This window comes from Pseudoduganella sp. OTU4001 (genome assembly GCF_038440195.1).
Classification (GTDB): Bacteria; Pseudomonadota; Gammaproteobacteria; order Burkholderiales; family Burkholderiaceae_D; genus Rugamonas.
On record NZ_JASATG010000003.1, the window covers coordinates 261,717 to 284,923 of the forward strand.

The window sequence follows — 23,207 nt, forward strand, 5'->3', positions numbered from 1 at the left end:
CCGGGCTTTTTTCTTTTACAATCGACCTGCCATGTGTGTTGCATAAACTATCATTTTGCAATTGACATTCGGGGCAGGCATGCGGATATCTTCCAAACTCAGTGCCATTCTCGCCGCCGTCTTCCTGACGGTGGGCGGCGCCGGTGCCATTGCAGTTGAAAGCCTCGAAGCCATCACCCATCGCGAGGTACTGGAACATGCCACCGCCATGGCTGAAGCAATGGCGAATATGGCCGCTTTCGGCAACGGTCCGGAGGATTACCAGCGCACCGTCCAATACTTCCATGCGCGCGAAAAGCGCGATCTGGAAGTGTTCGCGCCGGACCTCACCATCATCGCCGACACCCATGCCGAAGATATCGGCACCCAGGTCGAACCGGGCCCGCGCCGTGCCATCATCTCCAGCACCCTGCGCGACGGCACGCCGCGCCGCATGACCGAGGCTGCCACCGCGGATACGCCGGAAATGGAGCAGGTGGTGGTTCCCATGCGCGATGGGCAGGGCCGCATCATCGCGGCCCTGGCTTATGAATACACGCCGCTTTACGAGGATCTCACCACCGAAGCGGCGCGCGCGGAAGTAGTGGTCGGTTTACTGGCCATATTCGGCCTGCTGACGACGCTGGCCGTTGCCTGGTACGTGGCGCGCAATGTGGCGCGGCCCTTGTCTGAGCTGTCTGAGGCGGCACTGGCCATGTCGCGCGGCGCTCGCGGCATGCAGGTGCGCCGCCGCAGCAACGACGAAATTGGCGAACTGGCTGCCGCCTTCAACACCATGGGCGCGGCGCTGTACCTGCGCGAACGCGCCATCGAATCGAGCTCCAACGCGATCATGATCGCCAACCTGGTGCAACCTGGCTACCCTATCGAATACGTGAACGCCGCCTTCGGCCGTATTACCGGCTACGATACGAAAGAAGCCATTGGCCAGCCGGTCAACTTCCTGACCCGGGCAGAGGACCGGCAAGGCGGCCTGCAATCATTGCGCGAAGCCTTGCTGCAGGGGCGCGAAGGCCATGCGGTGCTGCGCAGCTACCGCAAGGACGGCAGCCAGTTCTGGAATGAGGTCTACCTGTCGCCGGTACGCGAGGCGGACGGCCCGCCGCAGCACTTTATCGCCATCTTCAGCGACATAACGGAAGCACGCAACGACGCTGAACAACTGGCCCGCCAGGCGCATTACGATTCGCTGACCGGACTGGCCAACCGCAGCCTGCTGTGCGACCGCCTGAACCAGGCCATCGCCGTGGCCGAGCGCGGCGCCGGCGCCATCACGGTGGCCTTGCTGGACCTGGACGACTTCAAGCTGGTCAACGACCACCTGGGCCACGAACATGGCGACGGGCTGCTGCGCACCATCGCCGAGCGCTTGCAGGAAGGCGTGCGCGGCACAGATACCGTGGCGCGCCTGGCCGGCGACGAATTTGTGGTGCTGCTGATCGACCCGAGCGATCCCGGCCTGCTGGTGGAAAGCCATATCACGGAACTGATGCGGCGCCTGGCGGCAAGCGTGGTGCAGCCGGTGCGCCTGGGCGGGCAGGACGTGCGCGTCACCTGCAGTATCGGCCTGGCGACCTATCCGCAGGACGGCGCCAACGCCGACACCTTGCTGCGCAACGCCGATACCGCCGCCCAGCGCGCCAAGGAACTTGGCAACGGCCACTTCCAGTTCTTCACGGCGGCGCTGCAGGACCGGGCGCGCAGCCAGCTGGAATTGGGCGACAGCCTGCGCCGCGCGCTGGAAAAAGGTGAATTTGAACTGCATTACCAGCCGCAGGTAAGCCTGCGCACCGGCCGCATCGTCGGCCTGGAGGCATTGCTGCGCTGGCGCGACCCCGTCAAGGGACTGGTGTCGCCGGGCCAGTTCATTAACTATGCCGAGGAAAGCGGCTTGATCCTGCCGATCGGCGAGTGGGTGCTGCGCGAAGCCTGCCGCCAGAACAAGGCCTGGCAGGATGCAGGGCTGCCGCCGCTGCCGGTGGCGGTCAACGTTTCGGCGCGCCAGTGCGCGCAGCAGAAGCTGGAGCAGCTGGTAAGCGATGCCTTGTCGTCGTCAGGCCTGGAACCGCGCTACCTGGAGCTGGAACTCACCGAGAGCATGTCGATGGCCGATCCGCAGCGCAGCGTGGCCATCATGGAATCGATGAAAGCGATTGGCTGCGAGCTGTCGCTCGATGATTTCGGCACCGGCTACTCCAGCATGAGCTACCTGAAACGCTTCCCGATCGACCGGCTCAAGCTGGACCTGTCCTTCGTGCGCGACATCACCACCGATCCGGGCAGCCTGGCGATCTCCAGCGCCATCATCACCATGGCGCACAGCCTGCACCTGGAAGTGGTGGCGGAAGGCGTGGAAACCGAAGGCCAGCTGGCGCAGCTGCTGGCGCACCGCTGCGACGTGGTGCAGGGCTATTACTTCAGCCGTCCGCTGGGCGCCGTGGCGGCGGGCGAACTGCTGCGCGCGAGCCCCTGCCTGCCGCCGGCCCTGATCGAACGCTCGCCCGGCACGCCCGGCCTGCTGGTGCTGGACGACGACCCGCATATCCTGGAGCTGATTGAACTGCTGCTGTCGGCGGAGGGCTTCAACGTGCGCACCACCAGCGACCCGCAGCGCGCTTTCGAGCTACTGGCCTGCGAGGAATTTGCGGCGGTCCTGTGCGACCAGCGCATGCCGGCCATGAACGGCACGGAGTTCCTGGGGCGGGTGCGGCGCATGTACCCGCAGGTGTACCGGGTGATGTTGAGCGGCTATGAGGATGTGGAGGCGATACGGCAGGCCATTAACGTGGGCGCTGTCTACAAGTTCATCGCCAAGCCGCTGGAACCGGAGGAATTGAAGGCGGTGGCGCAAAGCGCCGTCACCGCCTACCAGGGAAACGTTCAGCTGAAGTCGGCGTGAATGCGCGCCATCGGCAAGGCCGATTCCAGCGCCATGCGCATGGCCATTTCGGCGTCGATCCTTCCCTGCCCTACTTCAATCGCTTGCTGCAAGGCCAAGGAGCACATGATCGGCCAGTGCGCAGGATTGCTGCAGTAGCGCGTAATCACCGGCTTGAGCATGGGCCAGAACAGGCGCAGGTAATCGGCCGGCAGGTCGCGCGCCATGTGCTGGCCGGGGATGCGCGGAATGCCGAATTCGGGCGTGCCCATCGATTTGCCGACATGGGCCCAGATTTCGGCCGGTTCCGGCAAGTTGATGCAGCCGTGGTGGCGCGCGGCGCCGGCCACCAGTCCCCATACCGAATATTCCATGCCAAACAGCAGAAGGCTCAGGTCTTCCGCCATATGGTCGCGCTGCGGCATGCCGTGCGCATAGGCATTGGTGCGCACGCTGACCTGGCAGGCGAATCCCGCCAGCGCGCCGAGGGCGCACAGCAGCGATTCGGGGCGGGTATCGCCGCGCGATTGCAGTTGTTCGGTGACGATGCGTACCAGCTCGCGGCTGCCTGCCTTGGCGCTTTGCAGCGGGTCCAGGCGGGTGCGCTCGATCGCCTGCCGGTGCATGCTTTCGCGTGCTGCGCGGCGGGGGTCGCGGAAGGCCAATAGTTTTTTGAATAATGCCATTCCCACAATTCCTTTAAGTAGTCGAAGCCATATTACCTAAAGGCAACCAGTCGGCAAAGGTTTAGTTTCCACCGCCCTCTGCAAGTGTGGCGTGGAGGACACCATGGCGCAGACTGATGACATCATTACATTGGAATTGGGGCAGTACCGGCTGCGCGAGCAGCTGGCTGCATCGGCATATGGCGTGGTTTGGCGCGCCAGCGGACCCTATGGTTCGGGCGATGTGGCGCTTAAGCTGGTGAATGCGCCGCAGATGGAACGCGCCTTGCCGGGACTGCGCCAGCGCTGGATTGATAGTGCGCGCGCCGAAATCGCTTTCCTCCAAACGCTGGAGCCGTGGGATGAGTGCCATATCGTGCGGCTGCTGGATAGCGGCACGCACCAGGGCTTGCCGGTGCAGGCGCTGGAGTTGCTCGGCGGGGACCTGGGGCGCTATATCGCTGCGGACGGCACGCCTGCGCTGGCCGAAGCATTGGGGTGGATGCGGCAGTTGAACCAGGCGCTGGCCAAGGTCCACCAGTACGGCTGGCGCTACCTGGACCTGAAGCCGGCCAATGTGCTGGTCGATCCGTGGCTGCGGCGCGTGAAACTGGCGGACTTCGGCACCAGCCGCCGCCTGGCCAGCGCCGGGCCGCACAGTTATTGCGGGACGGCGCAGTGGCAGGCGCCGGAGCAGTTCTTCCCCGCTTCCGGCGGCGGTTACGCAACGGCGGTGCATAGTGATTATTTCGCGCTCGGTGCGCTGTTCTATTACATGGTGACCGGCGGCGGCGCCCTCGCCTATTGCGCGGAATGCGGCGAGGCGTATCGGGCGCATCAGGCGGATGGCGCGGCCGATGTCCTGGCGCGCCATGGCGGGGTGCCGGCAACCTTGCGGCCGGCCGATGAGGCGAATTTCACGGCTGCGCTGCCGCGTAATGCGCAGGAGGCGGCGCTGGCCTTGCTGCGCTGCTTGCTGGCGGCGGATCCTGCGCAGCGGCCGCGCAATGCGCTGCATATCAGCCGCATGCTGGATGCGATTTCCTTGCCGGAGGGGCCATGCTTGCGCGCCGCGTGACGGGCACGCCGCGCTGGCCCGCGATCCTGCTGTTACTTCTCTTTCTGGTGCAGCTAGGCGCGCTGCTGCGCGCGCCGGCCATGTGGGCGCCGGAAGCGGTTACCTTGCGCCTGGCGCGGGGCGAGTCGGTTTCGCTGGAACCGCTCGCCAATGCCAGCATCCTGCGCGATGCGGGTGGGCGCTGGCTGTTGCAATCCCCAGCGTCGCCGGCCGGTGCGCCGGTGCTGCAGCGGGCGGGCCGCAAACCTGAAAGCCTGGCCAGCATGCCGATCGAGGATCAATTCCTCACTTTCCCCGGCGGCCACCGCGTTGCGCGCGAAGCGGCTGGCGATGGCAGCGTGGCGTTTGCGTTTGCGGGTTCCAGCTGGCATTACAACGGGGCGATTCTGCTGCGCGATGGCCGTGCGCAGCCCACCTGTCCGGAGGCGCGCTGGCCGGTGCGGCTGGCGGCTTGGTGGAACCGTATCGCGCCATCGCCGCTGTCGCTGGCGCGGCCACTGAGCCTGGGCGGCAACCTGCATTGCGGTAACCGGATCGGTATCGCGGCGGTGCTGCCTGACGCTGCCATGCTGGCGCGCGGCGAGGATGGCGCGCTGCGCATCACGGCGCTGGAGCCGCGTCCGCGCGCACTGGACGGCGTGCAAGCCATCATGTTCGGGGCACTGCGGCTTGAGCTCGGCGCCGATGGCGCGGGCTCGCTGGTCCTGCGCCCGCAGCGGCGCGTGCCGCAGTTTGCGGCGCCCAGCACGATCCTCCCGGCGCAGGTCGAATGGCGGTGGGCTGAGCGGGCGCTCTGGCCGCAGCTTCCGGATGGCGCCACGCAGGGGGCCTTTTTGCTGGCGCTTGCCGTGACAACGCTTTCCGTCGCCGCGCTTTCCCCCGGCCTGCTCTCAGCCCCAGCGCCTGCCGCCATTTTCCGCGCACGCGTCGTCGGTGCTGTGGCCTCTCTCGGCGCGGGCCTGGTTGCGCTGGCATTGCAGCGGCAGGGACATGCGCCGGCGCCCGCATTGTCGCTGCTGCTGGCCGCGCTGGCGGTGGCCGGCTGGCTGTCAACGCCGACGGCCCGCACCGCCGCCAACTACTGCGCCGCGTTCCTGCTGGCGATCGGCCTCCTGCTGCAGCTGGAGCTTGGCCTGGGCGGCAGCGACCTGCGCTTCTACCAGAAAACTTCCGCCCTGCTCGCTATCGGCCTTGGCGCGCTATCGCTCTGGCGCCTGGCGCCCGCACATTGGCGCGCCTTGGCAGGCAAGCAGCGGTCAGCCGAAAACATCCTGCTGGTGCTGGCGGTCCTTGCCCTGGCCGCGCTGGCGGCGCAGGTAATCTGGGGCAACGAGACCGGCGTCTTCGACATCCAGCCGGTGGAGTTGGCCAAGCTGGCCCTGGCCGCCATCACCGCACACTGCCTCGCCCTGCGTTTCAGCTGGCACAACGGCCCTCAGTACAGCACCACGCTCGCGCGCTGGCTGGCACTGGCGGCGCCTGTCATGCTGTTCACGGCCCTGCTGGCATCCGCACTGCTGCAGGTAGACGACTACTCGCCGCTGGTCCTGCTGCTGGTCTGGGCCGGCGGCAGCGCCCTCGCCTACGCTTGCGCAGCCGGCCAGCGCATCGTCGCCGCACTACTCCTGGCCGTCTGCGCTGCGGGCGCTTTCGGCATCGGCGCGCTGCACGATGCCGGGCCGGCAGCCCTACCCTCCAATTTCTACGCCGAACGATTCCAGGCCTGGCTAGCGCCCGGCGAGCATCCCCACACCGGCCAGCAGCTGCTGCGCGCAGCGGGCGCCATCGCACAGGGCGGCCTGGCCGGCGCAGACCACGCCTTCGGCCTGCGCTCGGCGGGCCTGCCGGCCGGCGAGGCGACCGCGATCCCTGCCGTGCAGGACGATTTCGCGCCCTCGTTCTTCCTCAACCGGCACGGACTGCTGGCCGGCCTGTCCCTCTGGTGCCTGCAAGCGGCCTTCATCGCATGCCTGCTGTGGCAGGCCCTTGGCGCGCATCGGCAGGCGACCGCCTCCGGCACCTACCAGCTGGCATGGGCGGCGCGCTTCCGCTGCTTCGCACTATGTGGCGGGGCGGCGTTCGTGGCCGGCCACTTGCTGCTGTCATGGGGCACCAACCTCGCCATCCTGCCGGTGATGGGGCAGCCGATGTCTTTCCTGTCCGCCGGCGGCAGCCATTTGCTGTTTTTCCTGCTCCCCCTGCTAGGGCTTAGCGCCGCATCCAACGAGGAGTAACACCATGCCCACCTATGTCCAACAGGAAGTCCTGGACCGCATTCCGGACGTTTTCAATGCCGAAGCAATCTGGCAGGCGCCCGGCTTCGCGCTGTTTTCCCGCCGCCCCTTGCTGCGCGACTTGCTGGAGCGTTCGCCGCGCGAGCTGCGCGGGCGCTCGGCGACACGCTGCTTTTCCCACATCCAGCTGCGTTTGCCGCAAGACGATGTGGACGACGATTACCACCTGACGCGCGGCAACCGGGCGCGCGAGCTGGCGCAGACCCTGGCAACGCTGCATCAGAAGGACTTCGCCGACCTGCTGGGCAGCGAAGATGTGCGCTACGACGTGGCAGGCGACGAGCAGCTGGCGCCGGGTGAGATTGCAATCCGCTTCGGCCATGCGGTCTACCTGCCGGCCGCCGGCGAAAAGGCGCTTTTCAATATCGCCACCTCGCTTGACGGCGCGGTGTGGAAGCCGGCATGCGCGGTGTACGCCGGCCAGCGCCTGGCGCTGTTGGGCGGCGCTGGCGGCATCCCGGCGCCCGGATGGCCGTTCGGCGAACAGGGCGGCGTCCTGCTGGTCAACGATGGACCGGACAGCGATCTCATTGTCCAGGTGCGGCCGAAGGACGTGCTGGAGTGCGTGTTCGATGCCAGCCTGGGCGCCTATGCGCTGAGCGCCAGGAACGGGCATGGCCCACGCCTGCTGCTCAAGGTGACGCGCGCCGTCGGCGCGCTGCCCGCCAAGGCACCCATCGCCGCGCCGGCCGTCTGGCAGCCCCGTGCCGCGCAGCCGCCGGCCGACGCGACCGCCGTGCCGCAGGCGCCACGGATGGCGCGGGCGCCGGAAAGCGATGCCACCTTTGCACCGGGTGCGCTGCAACGCTTATCGCTGATCGCCCTGGCGCTGCCGCGTCTCAGCCTGTACCGCAACACCGGCGCCACCGCCCTGCGCATCCCTTTCGCGCCCGACCTCGCCATTGGCCGCAATGCCGACGCCGAACGCGCCCTGACCATCGTGGCGGATGCGGATGACACCTTGCACACGCTATCCGCCAACGGCCGGCAGGCAATCGCGCTGCCGCCCACGCAATCCACCACCCTGGCGGGCACCGGCGACCGCAGCCTGCGCCTGCTGCCTGCCCCGGCGCGGATGGCAGAGCGCTACCTGGCCCTGCTCGCGCTGGCGCAACCGATCGCAATGCCCCTGCTGCCCGGCGGTGCGCTTGAATTCGGCCGCAGCATGCCCGCACTTTCGGCGCTGCGCGTACTGGACCAGCCCTGGATGCTGGAAGCCGCCGTAGCCTCGAGCCCCGACCGCCTCGGCCTGTCGCGCAAGGCCTTCAGCTGCGAAGCGACCGCCCAGGGCCTGTCGATCCGACGCCTGTCGGCATCGCAGGCGCTGTACCTGCTGGACGCGCAAATGCAGCCCACCGGCCAGTTGGCCGACGAAACCAGCTTGCTGACACCGGGCCAGCATCTGGTCGCCGGCAGCTATGTGCTGCGCTACGAGGGCTGAGGCGATGGACGCCTACCTGCCCATCGGCGCCTACCTCGCCGCGTTGGCCGCCACGCTGGTCGTGGCCTGCTACCTGACCCCGGCCCGCTGGTGGCGCCGCCCCACGCTGCGCAACCTGGGCATCGTCGCCGGCGGCACCTGGGCCATCGGCGCCGTGCTGCTGCATGCCTTGGGCGGCTCCGGCATCGCCGTGGCCAGGGCCGCACCGGCCGCGCCGGCGGCGGTGCAAGCAGCAGCACCCGGCCCAGCCCTCGCCGGCACGCCATTCCGCGTGCACCGCGACCTGAACCTGCGCCAGAGCGCCGGCACCAGCGCCGCCCGGCTGGCCACCATCCCGGCCGGCACGCTGATCGAAGCCACCGGCGAACACGATGGCGACTGGTGGCAGGTGCGCGCCGAAATCGATGGCAAACCGCTAACCGGCTGGGCCAGCAGCCTGTGGTTAAGGAGACAAGCCGAATAGCAGGAAAGCATGTCATTACGACACCAAAACGTTGCGCTTCCGACGCAGCCGGAAAACAGGGGTAAAAACAGCGCTATTCGAGGGAAAGGCTGGTTGCCAAGCGGAGGGAAAACCGCGTAAAGTTGCGGTATCCCGACGACCGCGATTCCATGAACAAGTGCTGTAATTCCGACCATCCGCATTGCACCTACTGGGTCATGCCAGGGGACAGCACGTGCTCGGGCGGCCATTCCCAACCGGCGCACGCTGAAGACAGTGGCAGTTTTGCCATGCTCAGCGCCATGCGCAATGCCCGCGGCGGCCCACAGGCGCCAGCGCCTGCCACCGCCTATTCGGCGCCGGCACGCGTCCATCCCCAGCTGCACATCAGCGGCTTCGACCCGCGCGCGGCCGGCGGCCGCCAGTCGCTGAAGATGGAATTGCGCGGCATGCCGCAGGATTGCGCGCCGCAACTGTCGGTGCGCCTGCGTTCGGAACTGATCCCGCATGGCAGCCTGCAGCAGCAATTCATCCGCTCGGTGCATGGCGACTGGCGCCCGGTCTTCGTCGAGTTCTCCTCGCGCGGCAAGGAGCACGGCCAGTACCAGATCCACGCCGAGATTGTCTCCAAGGGCGAACAATCGCAGCGCCAGTGGGAATGCACTTTTGTCATCCTGGTGCCGCGCGTCGACGCCAGCCTGAATGAAATCCACCGCACCTTCCTCAGCACCCACAAGAACGTGCGCGTGATGGCCGACGATGCCTCGATTGCCCGTGTGTCCGCCCAGGGCGGCAACACCATGGATATCGACGTCACCGCCCGCAATGCAGGCATCGCCCACCTCGACCTCGGCGCATCGCCCGGCAAGGTTGATGTCGGCTATTCGACCATCGCCTGGGATGAAGACCTGATCGAAATCGAACAGCCGCGCAGCGGCCCGACCCACCCGCATCCAACGCTGGCGGCCAGCTTCATCAACGCCGCACCGGAAGGCGGCGCCTGCCGCCATATCCGCCTGTTCGCGATGGACGAAATTTCCTTCGGCCGTTTCGAGCTGGTCGATCCGGAAGCGGACGCGCTGCTGCACCACTTCAGCGCCGAAGGCCCGGATGCCGAAGGCCTGACCCGCCGGCTGTCGGGCCGCCATGCGGTGATCCGCCGTGGCAGCCATGGTTTTGAAATCGAGGACGTGTCGCGCTATGGCCTGCTGCTGGATGGCGTGTGGCCGGGCAAGAACAAGCCGGTACCGCTGCGGACCGGCATGAAGATCGAAATGAGCGCCAGCATCAAGGGCATCGTGCTGATGGAAGTCAGCGCCGTCATGCCGCACGGCGTGATCCTGCACCGTATCGACGAAGGCGCGCGGGCCGAATGTTTCGTGCTATTGGCGCGCGACACCCACCCCGGCTACCCTCTGGCGCGCCACAATGCGCTGCCGAAAGCCGGCACGCTGCCGCTGCTGATGCACCATGCCGGCGGCTTCTGGCACGTTGACCAGCTGACCGGCAAGGAAACCGCGCTGGCGCCGACGCCCAAGCAGGAAAAACTGAGCCGCATCCCGGCGCATACGCGCTTTGCCAGCGATGCCTACCCCGAGCACTGGATCGTGCGCAGCGGCGCCGCCGCACACAACACGGTCGGGGCCCACGCCACCGCTTAAGCCGCCGGCTTTTTCGGCAGCGGGATGAATTCCGTTTCGCCGGGCACCTTGTCAAAACGCTGGGCTTCCCAGTCATCCGCCGCCTGCAGCAGGCGTTCCTTGCGCGACGAGACGAAATTCCAGAACAGGAAACGGTGGCCGTCAAGCGCATCGCCGCCGATGATGACGAACTGGGCGTCCGTATCCGCCGTTACGCGCTGCGACGCCGAGGTATCGAGCAAGGCCATGGTGTGCTGCGGCACCGGCGCGCCGTCGATCTCGACCGACCCGCTGACCGGATACAGCGCGGCCTCCGGCGGCAGCCCGGTCAGGCCCAGTTGCTGGCCCGCCTTCAGGCTGACATCCAGATACAGCGTATGGCTGAAGGCCTTGACCGGCGACTGCTGGCCGAATGCGGAACCGATCAGGACGCGCACCCTGGCGCCGTCGACCACCATCTCCGGAATTGCCTCGGCTGGCGTATGCGCGAAGGAAGGCTCGTCTTCCTCATGCGCCTTCGGCAGCGCGCACCACAGCTGCAAACCATGCGTGCGGTGCGGCACGCCTACCAGGTCCTTGGGAGTACGCTCCGAATGCACAATGCCGCGGCCGGCCGTCATCAGGTTGATCGCGCCAGGCTCGATGCGCTGCAAGGTGCCCAGGCTGTCGCGGTGCTCCATCGCGCCTTCGAACAGATAGGTTACGGTGGACAGGCCGATATGCGGATGCGGCCGCACATCGTGGTCGGCATCGGCCGGCACATCGACCGGGCCGAAATGGTCGAAGAAGATGAACGGGCCGACCGCCTGTTTGACCGCTGCCGGCAGGTAGCGGCGCACAACAAAACCGCCGCCCAGGTCCTTTTCATGGCCTTTCAACAGATGCGCGATGCTCATGGCTTACCCCAGTTGTGTGGTGATTTCGGTGGTCACGGCCGTCATCAGCTTGTGGATCGGGCATTTCTGCGCAATGGACAGCAGCTCGGCACGCTGTTCCTCAGTCAGGGCGCCGCTCAGGTGCAGCGTCGCCGCCAGGCGGTAGACGCCCTTGCGCTCTTCGCTGGCGTCGCGCTCGGTCGTGACCTGCACGTCTTCGACAGGAATGCCCTTACGGCGCGCGTACCACACCACGGTCAGGGCCTTGCAGGCGCTGACGGCGGCGTCGTACAGGTCATGCGGCGAAGGACCGGCGTCGTTGCCGCCTTCTTCAATCGTGCCGTCGACGGAAACGATATGGTCGCGCACATGCAGGATGTGGCGCATGGGGAGCGACTGGTCGCGGACTACTTTAACGGTCATCTTGGTTCCTGATGTTTAAGACATACGGCAATTTACACCAGTTTGCGCGCCACACGGAAGCCCACCACGTCATTTGCCAGCAAAGCCGAATAGCCGTTGCGCAGCGCCGCGCGCAGGTAGCGCGGCTGGTATAGCCAGGCGCCGCCGCGCAGGATGCGGCGCGCCTGGTCGCCGCCGTTTTCCCACGCGCTGCCGTCGTTCGGCGCATTCAGGTAGTTCTCGTGCATCGTGTCCTGCGTCCACTCCCACACATTGCCATGCATATCGAACAGGCCCCAGGGATTGGGCTGGTAGCTGCCAACGCGGGTGGTGCCGCCATGGCTGCTGCCCTTGGCGCCCTTGTTGTAGGTGAAGTTGCCATCGTAGTTGGCGTGTTCCGGCGTGATCTCGTCGCCGAAGCTGAAGGCCGTATGCGAGCCGGCGCGGCAGGCGTACTCCCATTCCGCCTCGCTGGGCAGGCGGTACTGCTGGCCGGTCTTCTCGGACAGCCATTGCAGGTAGAGCTGGGCGTCGTGCCAGGTCACGCACACCACGGGATGGCGATCGTCCTGTTTGAAGCCGGGCGCCTGCCAGTCCACATCCAGCCTGGACTCCCAGCCGGTGGCCTGCACAAAGACGCGCCATTCGCCGACCGTGACCGGGTAGCGGCCCATGGCAAAGGAGTGCTCGATGCCGACCCAGTGCGCCGGCAGTTCGCGGTCCAGCCAGGTCTTTTGCGCACCGGCTTTGACAGCAATCGAATGTTCGTGTTCGGTCGATCCCATCTGGAAGCGGCCGGTGGGGATCAGCACCAGGTCGGGACCGACACCGCTGCCGTCGACAAAGCGGTCGCGCAGCACGCCTTCGGCGTCGGCCACAGGGCTGCTGGCGGACGGCAGCAGCGCCGCCAGTTCAGCCGCCTTGCGCGCTGCCTGCTCCTTGCGGTGCCGCTCCTGCTCGGCGCGGTAGGCCGCTTCCGCCTTCAGCTGGGCAATCTTGCGCTGGTGCTCCTCCTCGGCCTGGCGCGCCTTGAGCGCGTCGGCGTCGCGCCGTGCGATCAGCTGCTGGCGCAGGCGTTCCTTGCGTTCGCGCGCTTCCTGCTCCGCCTGCAGCTTGCGCTGCTTTTCCTGCTCGCGGCGCAGCTGTTCCTGCCGCACTTTCTCCTGCGCCGCGGCCTGGGCCTCCGCCTTGCGGCGCGCCGCCGCCTCGACCTCCTGCTGGCGCCGCATCGCATCCTGCTCGGCGCGTTGCTGCGCATCGGCGCGGCCACGGGCTTCAAGCGCGGCATGCTCCGCCTGGCGCGCAGCCTCGCGCTCCGCCAGCTCCGCTTCGGTCGGCCCCGCAGCCTGGCGCATTGCGTCCAGCAGCGCTGCCACCGAGGCCGGGCGCTCCTCCGCACGCATAGCAAAACCGCGCTTCAGCGCATCCCATTGTTGTGGGTTCAGCGCAGCCGGCGCTTGCGGTTCCAGCAGCGTGGTGGCCGGGCCGTCGAACGGCAGGCGGCCTTCGAGCAGCTGGTAGATCATCACGGCCACGGCGTACACGTCCAGCTGCGGACGCGGAACGCCGGCGCCGGCCTCCGGTGCGCGGTAGCCGGCGGTGCCTGCATTCGGGATCGCCATGCCAAGGTCGGTGCCGGTGGAGCGGGCGCGCGAGGCGATGCCGAAGTCCAGCAGCTTGATCTCACCCGAACGGGTCAGGAACACATTGCCCGGTTTCAGGTCGCGGTGCACCAGGCGATGCTTGTCCCAGGCGTATTGCAGCGCATCTGCCACTGGCCGCAGCATGTGCTCCACCTGCTGCGGTGTGGCCTTGCCATGCTCGGCCAGCCAGGCGTCCAGGTCCTGCCCTTCCAGGCATTCCATGATGATGAAATAGCTGGAGGTGGCCGGGTCCTGCGCCCATTCGTAAACGCGCACGATATTGTCGTGCGCCAGCCGGCGCGCCTGGGTGGCTTCTTCGATCAGCAGTTTGGCGTGCGCCGGGCTTTGCGTCAGCTGCGGCGGAAGGATTTTCAGCGCCACCACTGCGCTGTGGCCCAGCTCCGCGTGGGTGGCCAGGTCGGTGGCCTGCCACACCTGCCCCATGCCGCCCATGCCGATCAGGCGTTCCAGGCGGTAGCGGCGGTTGTGCGGGCCGATTTCCTGCCCGGCCATCAGGCCAAGCTCGGTGCCCTGGCGTGTGCCGCCCATGGCGGGGTGCGCGCTGACTCCTCCCGGCGGCGCGTATTCGGCGTCCAGGATGGCATTCTTGCGGCGGTCGAACTCTTGCAGGCTTAACAGGCCATCTTCGTGCAAAGCACGCAGTTCGCGAATCTTGTCTCGGGCTGTCTGCATCTTTCTCTTGCTTTACCTCGCTATCTGCGCCCCGCACTCCGGACAGAATTTCGCATCGCTGACATCCGGCGGCAACTGGTGGCCGTTCGGGCAGCTGCGCGCCCGCACCGCCGGCGCCGCCGCTTGCGCGCGCAACAAGTCCAGCTGGTGCTGGCGCTCCTTGTCGCCGCTGGCGTCGCGGTAGGCCCGTTCGTCGCGCACCTCGGCGCGCGCCAGGCGCATTGCTTCGGCCGGAGTAATGCTGTTTTCTGCCGCCACCACGCCGGCCAGCGCTTGCAGCTGTTCGGGCGTCATGGTGGCCTGGGTGTTCTGGCGCATCAGGCGCGCCAGGGCTTCGGCATTGGGTGTGGCGGCCAGCGCCACCTTGGCGGTATCGCTCATGCGGCCGATCGACTCCTGGCGTTCAATGTCGATACGCGCCATGTCGGCGGTGTGCTGCTGTTGCGACACCATGCTGTCGTATTCAATCTTCCAGCGGTTGAAGCGCTCTTCGCGCTCGAACTCCATTTTCCTCAGGGTTTGCTGCCACTGCGCTTCCTGGTCGCGCAGCTTCAGCGCCAGGCGCTGCTCCTGCTGCATGGCGTCCACTTCCATGGTGCGCAGCAGCTTTTCATGCTGCGACATCGCGTCGGCACTGTCCTGGCCGCGCGCCGCTTCGCGTTTGCGGACCAGCAGCTCCTGTTCTTCCCATTCCTGGATACGCTCCGCTTCGCGCTGGCGCGCCACATTGGCCAGCGCAATGCCCTGGAAGCGCGCGCGGTGGTGCTCTGCTTCGATTTCCATCTCGCGCTGCTTGGCGTCCATTTCAGCCTTGCGCAGCAATTGCAGCTGGTTGCGGCGGTATTCTTCATCCTCGATCGCGAGCGCCGACTGGATGCGGTGCTGCAGCTGCTGCTGGTACAGCAGGTGCGAGAAGCGCTGTTTGGCCAGTGCCTTTTCTTCCAGGCCGGCCTGCTGCGCCAGCTCCATTTCGGTGCGCATCTTGATCTGGGCCAGGCGGCGCACCTGGTCCCACTCGGCAGCTTCGCCGGTCTGCAAGGATTTGCGGCGCGCCAGCTCATGCTCCAGGTCCGCCAGGGCTGCGCCGGCGCCGCGTTCGAAGGCCTGCTTGCGGGTCTTGGCTTCGATGATGCGCCCGTACAAGTCGATTTCGCGGGCGCGGATGGCCAGCATCTGCTCCTCGGCTTCCTGCTTCAGCTCTGCGCGGCGGTAATCGCTGCGCATTTTCTGCTCCTGGCGCCAGATCGCCTGCCATTCTTCCTCGTCATACAGCTGGTCGAGCTGCTTGACGTGCTCCAGCTGGAGCTGGCGCTCATCGGCCACCAGGAACAGGCTGCCCACCCGGTCGCGGTTGTCGTCGTACTTGTCGTGGCGCAGGGCCAGGGTTTCCACCTGCACTGCCGCCAGGCCGAATTCGGCCAGGCGCTGGCGCAAGGCGCTGTGCAGGCGCTCATTCAGCTGCTCGCGCAAGGCCGAGGTATTCGACATATCGCGGATCGAACGCCCGCCCAGGAACTCTGCGGCCACCTGGCGCACCGATGGCGCCAGCAGCTCATGCAATTGCAGGGTGGTGACGGCGCCGGGAACGGTCATGAAATGCTGGGCGAAGGCCGGCACGCTTGCCACTTGCAGCCCTACCGTGAAGCGGGCGGCCAGTTTCAGGAACTCGGCGGTGTGCAGGTCGCTGAAGCTGAATTCCACCGGCAGCGGCGTGGTGCGGGTGATCAGGATTTCACCATGCTGGTCGCGCAGCAGGTTGTTGAGGCGTGTAAAGAAGCCTTCCAGCTCATATTCGCCCTGCGGTACTTCGGTGGCCTGCTCGCCTTGCAGGATGTAAGCGCGCGTGGTGGCTGGGACGCGCAGCGTCTTGGTGAAAATGCCGGACAGCTGGCGCACACCGAAGTACACCGCCAGCTCATCGTTGGCGGGTATCCAGCGGTTGTCGCGCAGCACCGGCTCGCTGCGCGGGGCGCCCAGCGTCAGGCCGCACTGGTTGCAGTAGCCCGATGTGTCGCCGTTGCGGTGCTCGCAACGCGGGCACTTCACGCCGCCAAAACCAAACATCTTGAACATTTCCTACTCCTTGTCTGTCCCAGCGCTAGCTGATTGTAGCAATTTAAATCCATCCGAGTTTTTCCACGCAGGCCAGCGAGGCGCCCGCCAGTTTCAATTCGCTGCGGTAGGCGGCCGGGATATGGGCCTGCCATGCATGGGGCAGCAGCACGCGGTCGCCGGGGCGGGCCTGGCGCAGGATCAGTTCCAGCTTTGGTTCCAGGCCGTCGACGGTGTCAACGCGGCCGGCGTGCCAGGCGCTGGATGCGCCGCTTGCAATCACGCGGCCGCGCGGGATGAATTCCCTGCCGCGCGCCAGGCGGTCCGCCATCACCAGCGCGAATTGCCAGGATTCGCCGTGCAGGCGGGCCTGGGCGAAACGCACTGCGGTTTGCCAGCGGCCCTGCCCTTTGCCGTCGTAGTGGCGGGCGCCGGCCACAGTCTGGCGCACCGATTGCTGCATTGCCAGGTCCAGCGCTGGTGCGGCAATGCTGGATTCTTCATCGTGCTGACCGCTGGCTTGCAGTGGCCGCACGCTGACCTCGACCCACGACAAGGCATCGTTGATGCCGCCGCTATGCAGCGGGAACCAGGCGCGCGCGCTGGAGAGGCCGCCGCGCGGGTGGGGTTGGCCGGTCAGTTCGCCGAGGTGGCTGATGGTGCCGCCGCCGAGCCAGACTTCACCGAGCTCCGAATCGGCGCCGGCACCTGCCAGCAGTTGCGAGGCTTGATCCGGGTCGCCTTGCAGCTCCCCGAACTGCCAGTTGTCGGACCAGCCGGCTGCGGTCACCTGCGTGCTGGCCGGACGCCATATGCCGCGCACCATGCGGTCGGCAAGGACGGCGGCCAGCTCCCAGTTGCGGTCGTCCGGTGCTGGTGCGATGTCGATGCTGAGTACTACTTGCTCGCGGCTGTCGAATACGGCTTCGGTCAGGCGCGCCAGGCGCACGGCTGACTGCATTGCTTCGGCCAGGAGCGGGGCGCCGGGCACCACACACTTCACCTCCGCCCGGTTTGCGCGCGGGCGGCGGGTGGCGGTGATAGTGGCCAGGCGGCCATCGGCGAGGATGGTGCGGCAGTCGGCACTGCTGGCGTGCGGGGCGGCGATCATGGCTGGGTGGACCGGCGCTGGGCCAGGCTGTGTTCGAGGTTGGAGAGCATGCGGCCGGTGTCGTCGAGCTTTGCGGGCTCGAGTCCGCTGCGCATGGAGGCTAGCAAGGCCCAGCCTTCGTCCAGGGCTGATTGCGCGGCTAATGCGTGGGTGGCGCGCAGCTGCTGCGTTTTCTCCGGGAGCCGGCGGCTGGGCGCGCTGTGGGTGAGGCTTGGCATGGTGTTGGCGTTGACGGCCGCCAGCGCGAGGCGGCGCAGGATGCCTTGCATAGGTGCGAAGCTGCCGTCGCCTTCTTGCATCGGCAAGGCGCGCATGCCAGCCGCCAGCGCCGGGAGCTCGAGGAACAGACGGCGCAGCGCCGCCGCATCCGCGTCCGCATCCGTCCGCGCGTCGGGCGCCGGTGCGGATGCCTGTGCCGGCGCGCGTTCCGGTGCCGGCGCAGAGACGGACGTGGATGGCGGCTCGGGCGTGAATACAGGCGCGGGTGCGGGTGCGGGTGCGTAGACGACAGGACTTGCGGCCAAGAGTTGCGCGGCGAAGTCAATCGTCGGGTGCAGATCCACCGGCACGCAATCCTCCACTACCAGCCCAAACCGCGTATAAACCAACTCATTGAGACCGCCCCGGAATGCATGCCACTCCTCATCGCTGGTGCAAGGCGGCAGCTCCAGCGTCCCCAGTTGCAAAGCCCCCTGCACCGCCTGCTGGATCGCGGCGGCAACGCTTTCGGCCGCAAGCACCCGATCCGCCTCCGCAGCTAACAGCAAGGCAAGCCGCGCCCTATCCCCCCCAGCATCAAAACAGTAATCAACCCTAAGCCCGATCTCCGGTGCAGCAGCAAACGGCAGCACAAAGCAGCGCAAAGGCAACGCATGCACCACCCACTCCACCCCATCGGCAGCCTCCATCAGCACAGCACCCGACGCAGGAGTAAACGACGGCGAAGGCGCACGAACGGCCAGCGCAGACGTACCAAGAGCGTCAACCGCACCAGCGCCGGCATCAGGAGAGCGCGCGGCCAGGCCGCGCATGCGCGCCAAAAGTCCCATCACTCACGGCCCAAGCGGCTCGACATGGAACACCGCCCCATGCGCCTGGAAATACGCATCCGGCGCATCCGCAAAAGCCCAGGCGCGTTCGCATTCACCATCCGCATCGAGACGCCCCTGCAGCAGCACGCCACCACCGCCATCCGTCACCCGCAGCATCGGCCGGCGCGCCAGCACCTGCGCCGCGAACTCCGCCTGCGCCTCCAGCTTCAGGATCACCTGCCACCCCGCGCCCTGCGGCACGAAATGCAGCGACCAGCAGCCGTCGTCGGTCGTCAGCAGCGACAGTTCGGCGGAGGAAGACGCCGCCCGCAGCATACCCCTGCTGCCCTGCCAGCCCAGCACCGCCTGCGCCCGTTTGCGTTCCAGCGCCAGATGGCGGAAGCGCCGCAAGGTCAGCGGAGACGCCTGCAAAGCTGCCAGCTGCACGGCCGTCAACGCGCGGCTGCCATCGAGTGCCGCCTGCAGCACGCCGTCATCCAGCACCAGGGCATCCTCACCGGGGCGGCTGCGCAGCAGCAGCGCTTCCTGCAGCTTGCGTTCAGTTGTGTTATTCACTTGCTACCCCCAGTTCCGCATTCAACCTGTCTATTGTTTCGTTACGCCGCTTGCGCAGGGTCGGTACCGAGATGCCCGCCATTTCAGCCAACCGCGCCATCGACGGCAACTCACCGGTGCCGGGATCCAGCCATTCCTCAGGATAGCTGTCATCCGCCGCACCAAGCAGGGACTGGAACACCGCCAGCCGGACCGGCAGCGCTTCGCCCTGCAAAGCAGCCAATTCCACCTTGCGGGGGGAAGGAGAAACTCCCGCCTCCTCCGCCACGCGCCACAGATCCTCCAGCCAGGACAGCGACTCCGCCTCGTCCAGCTGCCAGTCGCCGTCCTGGTTGGACGACAACTCCTCGTAATCGCCAATCTCCGCCAGCATGGCGGCAATCTTGTCAGGATTGTTCTTCAGGCTTGCAAAACGCTTGGACCTGGTATGCAAGGGCCCGGGCGCGCCGCCGAACTGCTCCATCGTCTCGCTCCACCGTATCACCCATTCGGCGCGGCAATCGCCGACAGTCCGCATTTGCCGTACTTCGATCGGGAAACCGTGCAGCTCGCGGCCGAGGATAGCCCCAACCTGCGCGGCATTGTGCTCCCAGTTGGCAAACAGCTGCGCGATCTCGCGATACGCCGTGTCCAGCATCCGGTAGGTGTAAATCTTGTTGGGAGAGCAAGGCAGGCCAGTCGCAGCCTGGTAATTGTCGCTATCGACCTTGTCGCGCAACACCGCGAACATGTCGTTCACTTTTTTGCGCAGCATGCCCTGCCCCGATTCCTCCTGCCAGAAAGCGCCAAGGCGCGCATGTTCGGCAGCCAGCGCGTTGAGGAAGGCAATCCAATCGGCAGTTTGGGCTTGCAGCTCGTACAACAGGGCCAAAGCCAGTTCAGCCGCGCTGTCGCCGTAGGAATTGCCGGACGCTTCGCCACGCGCACGGCGCGCATGGTCGCGCAGCAGGCGGCCAGCGACATTGGCATACCACTCCAGCGACTCCGCCGCACGGGACTGGTCAAGCAAAAGCTGCGCATCGCAATGCCGGAACGCCTGCAACGAGCAGTGGCCCAACAACTTTCGTACTTGTTCCCAGCCGTGCTCCTGGTACCGGGTTCCTGGCAGCCGCATACATTCCTGTCAACTTTGGCGCGCGCCCAATGCACGCCTCCTTATCTTGGCATGGTGGAAGCCCATCCATTTGCGGCGAAAGACGGGGAATTCCCCTTCTGTTCAGCATTCTGCCCGGCCATGGCCTTGAGTAACGACGCGACGATGGGGGCGGCATGGCCGCCGCCCGTCAGCTGCGAATGACTGATGAAGGCGGCAAAGGCCAGGCGCCGCGTCTGCCCCGGCAGGCTACCCGGTTCCAGCCAGCCGGTGAACCACACCGTGGCATCGTCTTCGCTGACCGGGGCGGTGCCGGTCTTGCCGTATAGGCCCCGCCGCGCCGCATCGAGCGCCGGCCCGGCAAATGCGCTGGCCGCAGTGCCGCTGTCGACCACTCCCTTCATCCCCTGGCGGATGCGGTCCAGGCGCATGGCCAGCGGTGCGCCCTCGACAGCTTCAGCTTCACGCCCGCCCAGGGACAGCAGCAGGCGTGGCGCTGGGCGCTTTCCGGCGCCGATGGCCGCTGCCGCTACCGCCATTTGCAGCGGCGTGGCCTGCATGCGCAGCCCGATCGCCATTTGCCGCAGTTCGTGGCGGCTGTCGATCGGGTCAATGCGGGAGGCGCTGGATTGCAGCGCATCGTATGCCTGCCACCGGAATTCTTGCGGCAGCAGGCCGCCGTCCAGCCGCATCGCAGCGTCGAAACCCAGCAACCGTGCCGCTTCGGCAATGGGGCGCTGGGCTGCGAGCGCGCCTGCTTCCAGCGCCCGCAAGCCCGGTGCGCCGCCGTCGGCCTGGCCCTGCAAAGTACGGTCGCTCAATTCGGCAGTCCATGCGAACCATGTGTTCACGCTGTAGGTCATTGCCTGGGCCAGGCCCAGACGGCCGGATTCGGCACGCCGCACCAGGCTTTGTTCGCGGTAGTTGGTGACGTGGGCAGCTTGCGCGGCATTGGGGTAGATGGCGGCATCGGTACGGAAGGCATAGCCGCGCTGCTGCGCGAGGCGGTCGATGTCCGCCAGGGGTTGGCCGCCCAGCAAGCCGTCCAGCACACGGTCATGGCGGGCTGCCAGCTCCAAACCGAGCGCGCTGATGATCTTGAAGGCGGAGCCGGGGCTGTGGTGGGCGCCGCCGTCGTGCTGCCAGGCTGGCAGGCGCAGAGCGCTGCGGGCTGGGTTGGCGCGGTCGAATTCACGCGCTTCGCGCCAGTTGGCGCTTGTCGCCTGCGGCCCACCGGCGCCCGCCGCGAGCAGGATGTCGCCGTTGCCGGCGTCGAGCAGCACCAGTCCGGCACGACGCTGTGCGGGCGGTGCAGTGCCGCCGACGCAACGCTTGCCGTCCCACTCTCCGCCGCGCAAGCCCTGGCATTCCAGGATCGCCTGTCCGAGCGCCTGCAGGGGCAGCGAGATGGTCAGCCTGGCGGCACCCTCACCGCCCTGGCCGGCAACCGCCGCGCGGGCCAGCATGCCGGACAAGCTGTTGTCGTGGCCTGGACCTGCGCCCAGCAAGGTTGTCAGGCCGGCATCCCGCGCCGATGGCGTTGCGACGCCGCCGGACCAAAGCGGCATGCCATCGCGGTCGGCGATCATGGTTCCGGTACCGCCGGTCGCTGCGCGGGCCTGCCCTCGCGCTCCGCCTGCGCGGTATGCTGAATACAGCGCCGGAGCGATGGGCTGCCAGGCCGGCTCGCCGTGCGCCAGCCGGATATGGCGGTACGCCTGGTCGCCGGGATGCTGCGCCCCCGACACGTCCAGGGCCTGCACCGGGAGCACGATGCGCGTGGCGCCGGCGCGCGGCCGCAAGCTAAGCGCCTGCACATCCGAAGCGGTGCGGCAAGCAGGCCCGCTGCAAGCCGCGACAGCCGCCACCGGCCCGCCTTGGGCGGCGTCCGCCGCGCCGGCCAGCCGGCCCGCCAGCAGCAAGTCTATGCGTTCATTGCCGCGCGCTGCCTGCGGGAGATGGACAACCAGCACCGCCGCTCCCCGCCCATCCCAGTGCGCCGCCCGGCTCCACGCTTGCCAGCCCTGCGGCAAATCCGCAAACAGCCTCACGGCGAGCGGCGGCATGTCGCCGGTCTGCGCCAGCTCGCCCCCGCCGGGCGCCAGCAAGGCCACAGTGGCGCCTTGCGGCGCGCCGCTGCCAAGACGCCAGGCCAGCAAACGGCGCTCACTGTTGAACAGATCAACCTGCCGCCGCACATATTCACCGTCCGCCTGGCGGTACAGGCGCTTCAGCAGCCTGCGCATCTCCTCATCCGGCTGCTGTTCCTGCCAGCCCGGCAGCGCCAACGCACGCGCGTCCTGGCCAGCCGCGAGCCATTGCGCCAGATCCGGCAGGGCCAGCTCGAGCAAGCCATCGCCGCCCCGGCGCAGCAATCCGCGCGCAAGCAGGCGCTTGAACAGCACTTCATCCTCGCGCGGTGCAATCGCCTGTTGCGGCACGGGATAGCGGCCCGGCGCCAGCCGCAGCGCGCTCGGCGCGCCGCCGGCCGGAAACAGCGTGACATACGCACGCTCGGCCCGCTCCGACGCCGAAAAGGACTGCACCACAATTTCCCCCTGCGCGCAGCGCTTGCCATGGCGGCGCTCAACCCGCAGCGCACCGCCGCGCCAGGTCAGCCAACCCAGGGTATCCAGCGCAGCACCCGGCGCATCGGCTGTCCACTGCGCCGCCTCGCCACGTTCGCGCCACCGCACGCGCAGCCCATCCGTGCCAGCGCCGATGGTCATGGCGGGCACTTTGCTTTCTTCACCGACCAGCAGCGCGCGGCGCAGTGCGGGCTCGCCAGCGACTTCCGAAAAACGATAGCCAAGGTGCAGCGGCAAGGGCCGGGTGCACAGGTCGACCCGCGCCACCGGCCCGGCCTGCAAGCCACTGGCCACCAGGACGCTGCCGCCCGCCACCGTCTGCACGACGGCGCCCGGCGCCTCCTGCACCACCAGCTCCTGGCCCGGCATCAGCGCCTGCAACGCAGCCAGCGGGTAGGCCGGGCTGGCGCTGCCCTCCTCTCCCAGGCGTCCGGCGTGCCGCCACAGCACGTACGCGCCAAGTGCCGCCACCGCCAGTGCCGCCGCGGCCAGCGCCAAGGCGGCCGGGGCGGCCACCGGAGTGGCTGCGCCCGAGCGCAGGTTGCGTTGCCGCCTGCGGTCGCGCCGCCAGGCCGATAGACGAGCAAGAATGGTTTCCATACCTGCCCCTAGCCGGGGGACAGGGAAAATCCCCGTTTTCTGCAATTCAGCCCGCGATTTAAACAGCTTGTCGCATGGCGATGGCAACCAGGCGGGTGGCCGGAT

General features: G+C 67.4%; 16 protein-coding genes. 6 read left to right on the forward strand and 10 right to left on the reverse strand.

What is annotated here, in order from left to right:
* Window positions 1–79: 79 nt before the first annotated feature.
* Window positions 80–2,899, forward strand: coding sequence for an EAL domain-containing protein (locus AAHE99_RS04735; protein WP_342114935.1), 2,820 nt, complete (start codon window positions 80–82; stop codon window positions 2,897–2,899).
* Here AAHE99_RS04735 and AAHE99_RS04740 read toward each other — a convergent pair.
* Window positions 2,881–3,564 (reverse strand): hypothetical protein, encoded by a 684-nt coding sequence (locus AAHE99_RS04740; protein WP_342114938.1) that lies wholly within the window; start codon window positions 3,562–3,564, stop codon window positions 2,881–2,883. The two genes, AAHE99_RS04735 and AAHE99_RS04740, sit on opposite strands and share 19 nt — an antisense overlap.
* 103 nt (window positions 3,565–3,667) lie before the next feature.
* Here AAHE99_RS04740 and AAHE99_RS04745 point away from each other — a divergent pair, with 103 nt between their 5' ends.
* The 5 genes from AAHE99_RS04745 to AAHE99_RS04765 all read left to right on the forward strand — a co-directional run bounded on the left by AAHE99_RS04745 (window position 3,668) and on the right by AAHE99_RS04765 (window position 10,459).
* Entirely contained in the window at window positions 3,668–4,621 is a 954-nt protein-coding gene (locus tag AAHE99_RS04745; RefSeq protein WP_342114940.1) for a protein kinase domain-containing protein, read from the forward strand.
* The gene (locus tag AAHE99_RS04750; protein WP_342114941.1) at window positions 4,603–6,855 is read left to right on the forward strand and encodes an FtsW/RodA/SpoVE family cell cycle protein; all 2,253 of its coding nucleotides are present in this window, start codon (window positions 4,603–4,605) and stop codon (window positions 6,853–6,855) included. The genes AAHE99_RS04745 and AAHE99_RS04750 overlap by 19 nt, the downstream gene beginning before the upstream one ends.
* A 4-nt stretch (window positions 6,856–6,859) precedes the next feature.
* Entirely contained in the window at window positions 6,860–8,356 is a 1,497-nt protein-coding gene (locus tag AAHE99_RS04755) for a hypothetical protein (protein WP_342114942.1), read from the forward strand.
* 4 nt (window positions 8,357–8,360) lie between these two features.
* The gene (locus tag AAHE99_RS04760; RefSeq protein ID WP_342114943.1) at window positions 8,361–8,819 is read left to right on the forward strand and encodes an SH3 domain-containing protein; all 459 of its coding nucleotides are present in this window, start codon (window positions 8,361–8,363) and stop codon (window positions 8,817–8,819) included.
* Between the two features lie 269 nt (window positions 8,820–9,088).
* Window positions 9,089–10,459 (forward strand): FHA domain-containing protein, encoded by a 1,371-nt coding sequence (locus AAHE99_RS04765; protein ID WP_342114945.1) that lies wholly within the window; start codon window positions 9,089–9,091, stop codon window positions 10,457–10,459.
* On the opposite strand, the gene AAHE99_RS04770 is transcribed toward AAHE99_RS04765, so the two are convergent.
* From AAHE99_RS04770 to AAHE99_RS04810, 9 genes are all read right to left on the reverse strand, one after another.
* Window positions 10,456–11,334 (reverse strand): pirin family protein, encoded by an 879-nt coding sequence (locus tag AAHE99_RS04770; protein ID WP_342114947.1) that lies wholly within the window; start codon window positions 11,332–11,334, stop codon window positions 10,456–10,458. The two genes, AAHE99_RS04765 and AAHE99_RS04770, sit on opposite strands and share 4 nt — an antisense overlap.
* A 3-nt stretch (window positions 11,335–11,337) precedes the next feature.
* Window positions 11,338–11,736 carry an OsmC family protein gene (locus AAHE99_RS04775; RefSeq protein WP_342114949.1) on the reverse strand — a complete coding sequence of 133 codons (399 nt, stop codon included), beginning with the start codon at window positions 11,734–11,736 and terminating at the stop codon, window positions 11,338–11,340.
* 32 nt (window positions 11,737–11,768) lie between these two features.
* Window positions 11,769–14,051: an SUMF1/EgtB/PvdO family nonheme iron enzyme gene (locus AAHE99_RS04780; RefSeq protein WP_342114951.1), complete on the reverse strand. Its 2,283-nt coding sequence runs from the start codon at window positions 14,049–14,051 to the stop codon at window positions 11,769–11,771.
* Between the two features lie 12 nt (window positions 14,052–14,063).
* Window positions 14,064–16,124: an SPFH domain-containing protein gene (locus AAHE99_RS04785; RefSeq protein WP_342114954.1), complete on the reverse strand. Its 2,061-nt coding sequence runs from the start codon at window positions 16,122–16,124 to the stop codon at window positions 14,064–14,066.
* Window positions 16,125–16,167: 43 nt separating this feature from the next.
* A complete protein-coding gene (locus tag AAHE99_RS04790) occupies window positions 16,168–17,214 on the reverse strand; it encodes a hypothetical protein (RefSeq protein ID WP_342114956.1) in 1,047 nt (348 codons plus the stop codon).
* Window positions 17,211–18,122, reverse strand: coding sequence for a hypothetical protein (locus AAHE99_RS04795; RefSeq protein ID WP_342114958.1), 912 nt, complete (start codon window positions 18,120–18,122; stop codon window positions 17,211–17,213). The genes AAHE99_RS04790 and AAHE99_RS04795 overlap by 4 nt, the downstream gene beginning before the upstream one ends.
* Before the next feature lie 144 nt (window positions 18,123–18,266).
* On the reverse strand, window positions 18,267–18,821 hold the full coding sequence (locus AAHE99_RS04800) for a hypothetical protein (protein ID WP_342114960.1): 555 nt from the start codon (window positions 18,819–18,821) through the stop codon (window positions 18,267–18,269).
* Window positions 18,814–19,830 carry a hypothetical protein gene (locus AAHE99_RS04805; RefSeq protein ID WP_342114962.1) on the reverse strand — a complete coding sequence of 339 codons (1,017 nt, stop codon included), beginning with the start codon at window positions 19,828–19,830 and terminating at the stop codon, window positions 18,814–18,816. The genes AAHE99_RS04800 and AAHE99_RS04805 overlap by 8 nt, the downstream gene beginning before the upstream one ends.
* A 146-nt stretch (window positions 19,831–19,976) precedes the next feature.
* The gene (locus AAHE99_RS04810) at window positions 19,977–23,102 is read right to left on the reverse strand and encodes a penicillin-binding transpeptidase domain-containing protein (protein ID WP_342114964.1); all 3,126 of its coding nucleotides are present in this window, start codon (window positions 23,100–23,102) and stop codon (window positions 19,977–19,979) included.
* Window positions 23,103–23,207 lie beyond the last annotated feature (105 nt).